4 protein-coding genes are annotated in these 6498 nt (G+C 67.6%); 2 read left to right on the forward strand and 2 right to left on the reverse strand.

The genetic code is table 11. From position 1 onward, the window contains the following. Positions 1 to 395 precede the first annotated feature (395 nt). Together SX243_24655 and SX243_24660 are read right to left on the reverse strand one after the other, a co-directional pair. Positions 396 to 2354: a thioredoxin family protein gene (locus SX243_24655; GenBank protein ID MDY7096179.1), complete on the reverse strand. Its 1959-nt coding sequence runs from the start codon at positions 2352 to 2354 to the stop codon at positions 396 to 398. 2 nt (positions 2355 to 2356) lie between these two features. Continuing rightward, complete coding sequence (locus tag SX243_24660) at positions 2357 to 2968, reverse strand: thioredoxin family protein (GenBank protein ID MDY7096180.1); 612 nt, start codon at positions 2966 to 2968, stop codon at positions 2357 to 2359. A gap of 288 nt (positions 2969 to 3256) precedes the next feature. On the opposite strand from SX243_24660, the gene SX243_24665 reads away from it, so the two are divergent. Continuing rightward, a complete protein-coding gene (locus SX243_24665; GenBank protein MDY7096181.1) occupies positions 3257 to 4429 on the forward strand; it encodes a pyridoxal phosphate-dependent aminotransferase in 1173 nt (390 codons plus the stop codon). Positions 4430 to 4551: 122 nt separating this feature from the next. Further along, positions 4552 to 6312 carry a M2 family metallopeptidase gene (locus SX243_24670; GenBank protein MDY7096182.1) on the forward strand — a complete coding sequence of 587 codons (1761 nt, stop codon included), beginning with the start codon at positions 4552 to 4554 and terminating at the stop codon, positions 6310 to 6312. Positions 6313 to 6498 lie beyond the last annotated feature (186 nt).

Raw genomic sequence — 6498 nt, forward strand, 5'->3', positions numbered from 1 at the left:
CCGTTGCGACCACTTCGCCTCCGCCCGGGGATCCAATCCCCGGGCTACTCAGGTTCCGCCAGCTCCGCTGGCTCCGGAGGGGAGGGAGTGGTGGAGCAGGCTCAGGGAGCCGGATTCATCCGGCGGTGTCCTGGGTAGCCCCGGGATTGATCCCGGGGCGAGGGCGGGGGCATTGAGTCTCGAGTAGTGAGCCGTTGCGACCACTTCGCCTCCGCCCGGGGATCCAATCCCCGGGCTACTCAGGTTCCGCCAGCTCCGCTGGCTCCGGAGGGGAGGGAGTGGTGGAGCAGGCTCAGGGAGCCGGATTCATCCTGCGGTGTCCGGGGTAGCCCCGGGATTGATCCCGGGGCGAGGGCGGGGGCTCTTCCAGAGGGTTAGGCGTCGAGAGAAGGCCCCTACCGTCCCCCGGCCACCTGCCCCCCGGTCCCGCCGGCTTCGCGGACGGCGGTGAGGATGGCTTCTTGGGTCAGGAGCTCGCCGAAGACGTGGGGGGGTTGGTCGGGGCGGTAGAGGAGGTAGAAGGGGATGCCGGTGCGGCCGTGGCGTTGGAGCAGGTCGGTGATGGCGTCGTCGTAGTTGGTCCAGTCGGCCTTCATGGCCACCACGCCGTGGTCGGCGAAGGCGGTGGCGATGTCGCGGCGGGCGAGGACCAATTGCTCGTTGGCCTTGCAGGTGAGGCACCAGTCGGCGGTGACGTCGACGAAGACCGGGGTGCCGGCCTCGGCGAGGGCGATGGCTTCGGCCTCGTCGAAGGGGCGCCATTGGATGGCTTCCGGGTCGGCGGTGGAGCCGGAGGCGAGGCCGATGGCGAGGACGGCGGCGGCCAGCAGGCCGGTGGTGGCGAGCCAGCGGCGGCGGGTCAGGCGGCTGCCGAGCCAGACGAAGAGGGCCACCAGGAGCATGGCCAGCTGCACGAAGGCCACCCGGGCGGAGGGCAGCTGGCCGGCGAGAACGAAGAAGAGCCAGATGGCGGCGGCGGCGAGGAGGAAGCCCATGAGACCGCGCACCGTCTCCATCCACGGGCCGGGCTTGGGCAGCAGCTTGGCGGTGCCCGGGGCGACGGCGAGGGCCAGGTAGGGCAGGGCCATGCCCAGGCCGACGGCGGTGAAGATGGCGAAGATCTCCCAGCTCGATCGGCTGAGGGCGAAGCTGATGGCGGTGCCCAGGAACGGGGCGGAGCAGGGGGTGGCCATGAGGGTGGCGAAGAGGCCGGAGCCGAAGTGGCCGGCGGCACCGCTGCCACCCGCCTTGCCGCCGCCGGTAAGCCGGTTGGTGAGGCGCGCCGGCAGGGGGATCTCGAAGACGCCCCAGAGATTGAGGCTGAACAGGACCACGATGACTGCCAGGAAGGCGACGAAGCCGGGCTCCTGGAATTGCACACCCCAGCCTACGGCGCTGCCGGCGGCGCGGGCGATGACCGCCGCGAGGGCCAGAGCCCAGAACGACACCAGGATGCCCAAGGAGGTCATGACTCCGCCGCGCACCGCTTCCTTGCGGCCGCCTTGGGCGCTCTTCACCAGCCCGAAGACCTTGAGGGAGAGCACCGGTAGCACGCAGGGCATGACGTTGAGGATCAGCCCCCCGAGCACCGCCAGCAGCAGCATGGCGACGAAGCCGGCGCCGGTGCCGGAGCTGCTCACGGCCGCCTCTTCGGTGGCGTCGGCAGCGCTGGCACCGGCTGAATCGCTAGTGGTGGGCTCGGCGCCGGAGGCTGCCGTTTGGGGCTCCTGCCGGCTCGAACGCAGTAGATCCGCGGCGGAGACCTCGCTGTCGCCGAAGGCGCTCTGGTTGATCAATGCACCCTCGCCGCCCAGGACCAGCGTCAGCTCCGCCGCCGAGGTCACCGGCGGCAGACATTGGGTGTCGTTGCAGGCCTGGTAGCGCACTTCCGCCCGCAGGGAGGCCGCGTCGCCGGCGAGCTCCGCCGGGAGCTCCAGCTCGGCGAGGATGGGCACCGCTCCCTCGTAGACGGCGATGGGCTCGTCAACGAAAGAGAACTCCAGCATGTGGGCTTCCGGGAAGGTGATCCGCGGGGCGGGCCAGCCCTCCGGCAGCAGCAGCTGGATCTCGGTGGGGATCAGATAGTCGAGGGTCGGCTGGTCGCTGTTGATGTGCCAGCCGCTCTCGACGGTGACCAGGGTCGCCAGCCGGAGAGTGCTGCCGGGAGCATAGGAATCCCGATGGGCCAGCAGTTCGACGGTGGCCTTTTCCTCGCGGTGGAATTGGGCGTCGGCGTCACCGGCGGGCAGGCCGGCGAAGAGCACCAGGCTGAGCGCCAGCGCCCAGAAGGCAGCCAGGGCTCGCGGCGAGGTCCATCGATGGCGTCGGCGCAACGCTTCGCCCCCGGCATGCACGGTTAGCAGACCTCCACGGTGCAGGTGCCGCTCTCTGTGGGCTCCACCGCCAGAAGGTCGATGGAGCGGTCGGCGGTGTGGGCCTGGCGGTCGTCGTAAGCGGTCACCGCCTGCTCGACCCGCTGGAGAAACTTATCCTTGGGGAGGAAGCCGCTGATGGCGGTGACTCGGTCGAGGTCGGAGGTCAGCAGCAGGGTCACGGGGACCCCGCGGGTCCCGTAACGGCGCTGAACCTTGGGACCGTCGTCATGCTCTTCCACATCCAGCTTGAGCATCACGAAGTCGTTCCGCAGCTGCTCGAACTCCTGGCTGGCAAAGACCTGCTGATCCAGCCGCCGGCACCAGCCACACCAGCTGGCGTAGAGATTCACCAGGATCTTCTTGTCGTCTGCCTGGGCTAGCTCCTGAGCATCGTGGAGCGAGTGCACCCAGCCGCTTTCGGGAATCGCGGGTAGGGTGGCGCTGCTCTCCGAGCGGGCTTCTTGGGTGGCGGTGTCGCTGTCGGCGGGCGGGTGACCGAGGGCGGCAGCTTCCGGTGCCAGACCCCAGACGAAAATCAGCGCGCAGGCGAGGGCCGCAGAGCGGAGGAGATAGGAGCAGAATGTCTTGGGCATGATCGAGTCCTCGGTTGGTGGGGCCGGCTTTGCTAAATCGGTCGTTGTTTCTCGGCGGGCATGCCTGTCTCTCGGCGGGCATACCTTGGCGGTGCCACAGCGGTTCTAGCAGCTTCGGGATCATATCAGGGGCGCAGACGCCTCCCGCGGCCTTGGCAGCCCGCTGCGGGGCCGTGCCGGAACCGTCCCGACGGTCGTTTCTGCGGATCACAGGCAGGAACCCTCTGATGGTGCAATCCCTTGCTTCGGCGTAACCCGGGAGCGGTGATACCATCTGGCGCCATGCAAATGACCTCTCGTGTTCGTGGAATCGAGGAATCCGCTACCCTCAGCGTCGCCAACAAGGCTCGCAAACTGCGTGCCGAGGGCGTGAACGTCATCGATCTGAGCGTCGGTGAGCCGGATTTCGACTCGCCGCCGGAGACGGTCACCGCGGCGAAGGCGGCTCTCGACCGCGGAATGACCCGATATACCGCCAATGCGGGCATTCTCGAGCTGCGCCAGGGCCTCGCCGCCTACTACTCCGATAGATACGGTAGCTCGTGGACAGCGGATCTGGTGCAGGTGACGGTTGGTGCCAAAATGGCCCTATTCGAGCTCGCCATGGCCCTTTTCGAGGCAGGGGACGAGGTCGTGCTGCCGTCGCCGTATTGGGTCTCCCTGCCGGAGCAGATTCGCTTCGCCGGCGGCCGGCCGGTGTTTGTACCCAGCTCTCCGGACGACGGGTTCCGCATCCACGCCGACGCGCTGCTGGAGGCGGTGTCGGAGAACACCCGGGCGGTGCTCATCAACTCGCCGTGCAACCCCACCGGCGGCATGATCACCGGCGAGGATCTCCACCGTCTGGCCCACGGCTGCGCCGATCGCGGCATCTTGCTCATCGCCGACGAGACCTACGAGCGTTTCGTTTTCGACGGCCAGGAGCCGGTGAGCGCGGCGGCGTTGGCGACGGACCTGCCGGAGACGGTGATCCTGGTGGGCTCGTTCTCCAAGACCTTCGCCATGACCGGCTGGCGGCTGGGCTATTGCCTGGGGCCGGCGCCGGTGATCAAGGCCATCGGCAACATTCAGAGCCATGCCACCTCGAACCCCACCTCCTTCGCCATGGCCGGTGCCACCGAGGCGTTGCGGCTGTCGGAGGCGTCGGTGACCGAGCGCATCGCCGAATTCGAGGCGCGCCGAGATCTGCTGGTGCCGCTGCTCAACGAGGTCCCCGGCGTCCAATGTCCGACGCCGGCGGGCGCCTTCTACGCCTTCCCCAACATCGCCGGCTGCTATCGGGAAGGCTGCAACAATTCCATTCAACTGGCCGAGAAGCTCATCGACGAAGCGCGGGTGGCGGTGGTCCCCGGTGTCGCTTTCGGCCGCGAAGATCATGTGCGCCTATCTTTCGCCTGCTCCCAGGACGAGCTCCGGGAAGCGGTGGCGAGAATGCACCGAGTCCTAGGGAGTTCCCAATGAAGATTTTGCTTGCCCCTCTCTCCTCCTCCGCGCTCCTGCGCTGTCTCGTCCTGGCCATCGCGCTGACCCTGGTGCTGGGCTGGACCGGTCCGGCTCCGGCCCAAGAGGAGGAAGCGGCGGAGATGGCGAAGACCGAGTACCCGCGCACCGCCGAGGGCGCCGAAGCCTTCCTGGCGGCGGTGGAGAAGGATCTGCTGGAGATCGCCAGCGACGCCGAGCGCAACGCCTGGGTGTATTCCACCTACATCACCCACGACACTGCCATCCTCGCCGCCCAGGCGGAGGAGCGGTCCATCACCGCGCTGGTGGACTACGCCGGCAAGGCGGCGTACTTCGACGGCTTGGAGCTGCCCTACGATCTGCGCCGCCGTCTGGAGCTGCTCAAGCTCAGCCTGACCCTGCCGGCGCCGCCGGACGCGCAGAAGACCAAGCAGCTGACCCAGCTCACCACCTCCATGCAGGGCGCCTACGGCAAGGGCAAGTACTGCCCTGAGGGCGCCAGCGGTGACGATTGCTACGACCTGACGGAGATGAACGGCATCTTCGCCGAGAGCCGTGACGCACAGCAGCTGGAAGAGCTGTGGGTCGGCTGGCGCACCGTCTCGCCGCCCATGCGGGAGGAGTATCGGCAGTACGTGGCCCTGGCCAACGAGGGCGCTCAGGCGCTGGGTTTCGCTGACTTGGGCAGCCTGTGGCGGTCCAAATACGACATGGAGCCAGAGGCCTTCGCCGCCGAGCTGGACCGCCTGTGGGAGCAGGTCCGGCCGCTCTACGAAGCGCTCCACTGCCACGTGCGGGCGCGGCTGGCGGAGCAGTACGGTGACGACGTGGTGCCGCCCCAGGGGCTGCTGCCGGCCCATCTGCTGGGCAATATGTGGGCCCAGACCTGGTCCAACATTTATCCGCTGGTGGCCCCGCCGGAGACCACTCCCAGCTACGACCTCACCGAGCTGCTGAAGGAGGAGGGCGTCGACGCCCGGGACATGGTGCGCTACGGCGAGGGCTTCTTCACCTCCCTGGGCCTCGACCCGCTGCCGGAGACCTTCTGGGAGCGCTCCCTGTTCACCAAGCCCGCGGACCGCGAGGTGGTGTGCCACGCCAGCGCCTGGGACATCGATTGGGAAGACGACCTGCGGATCAAGATGTGCATCAACATCAACGCCGAGGATTTCTCCGTCATCCATCACGAGTTGGGCCACAACTTCTACCAGCGGGCCTACAAGCACCTGCCCATGCTCTACCGCAACAGCGCCAACGACGGCTTCCACGAGGCCTTGGGCGACACCGTGGCCCTTTCCGTCACGCCGGGGTATCTGGTGCAGCTGGGCCTGCTGGACGAAGAGCCCGACGCCTCCGCCGACCTCGGCCTGCTGATGCGCATGGCGCTGGACAAGGTGGCCTTCCTGCCCTTCGGCCTGCTCATCGACCAGTGGCGCTGGAAGGTTTTCTCCGGTGAGATCTCCCCGGAGGAGTACAACGCAGGCTGGTGGAATCTGCGCTCCAAGTACCAGGGCATCGCTCCGCCGGTGGCCCGCACCGAAGCGGAATTCGATCCCGGCGCCAAGTACCACGTTCCCGCCAACGTGCCCTACTCGCGCTACTTCCTCGCCCACATCCTGCAGTTCCAATTCCACCGCGGTCTGTGCGAGGTAGCGGGCTACGAGGGCCCCCTCCACCGCTGCTCCATCTACGACAACGAGGCCGCCGGCGCGCGCCTCAACGCGATGATGGAAATGGGCGTCTCCCGCCCTTGGCCCGAGGCCCTGGAAGCGCTCACCGGCGAGAGCTCCATGGACGCCACGGCGATCCTGGACTACTTCGCGCCGCTGAAGGAGTGGTTGGAGGAGCAGAATGAGGGCCGAACCTGCGGCTGGCAGTCCTGAGCTGAGGGCGTTGGTTGTGGGTAGGGTCTGAGGAGGTCGGGAGAGCAGACCCCTCACCCCCTCAATCCCCCTTCTATGTACTTCGGTTTGTCAAGAGAAAAACCTACCGGATTGGCTCCTTTCCGAGAAGGTAAGACTCTGGCGGGCCCTCGAAGGGTCCAGGGAGCGAGCCCTGGGACCACCTTC

It is taken from the genome of Acidobacteriota bacterium (assembly GCA_034211275.1).
Classification (GTDB): domain Bacteria; phylum Acidobacteriota; class Thermoanaerobaculia; order Multivoradales; family JAHZIX01; genus JAGQSE01.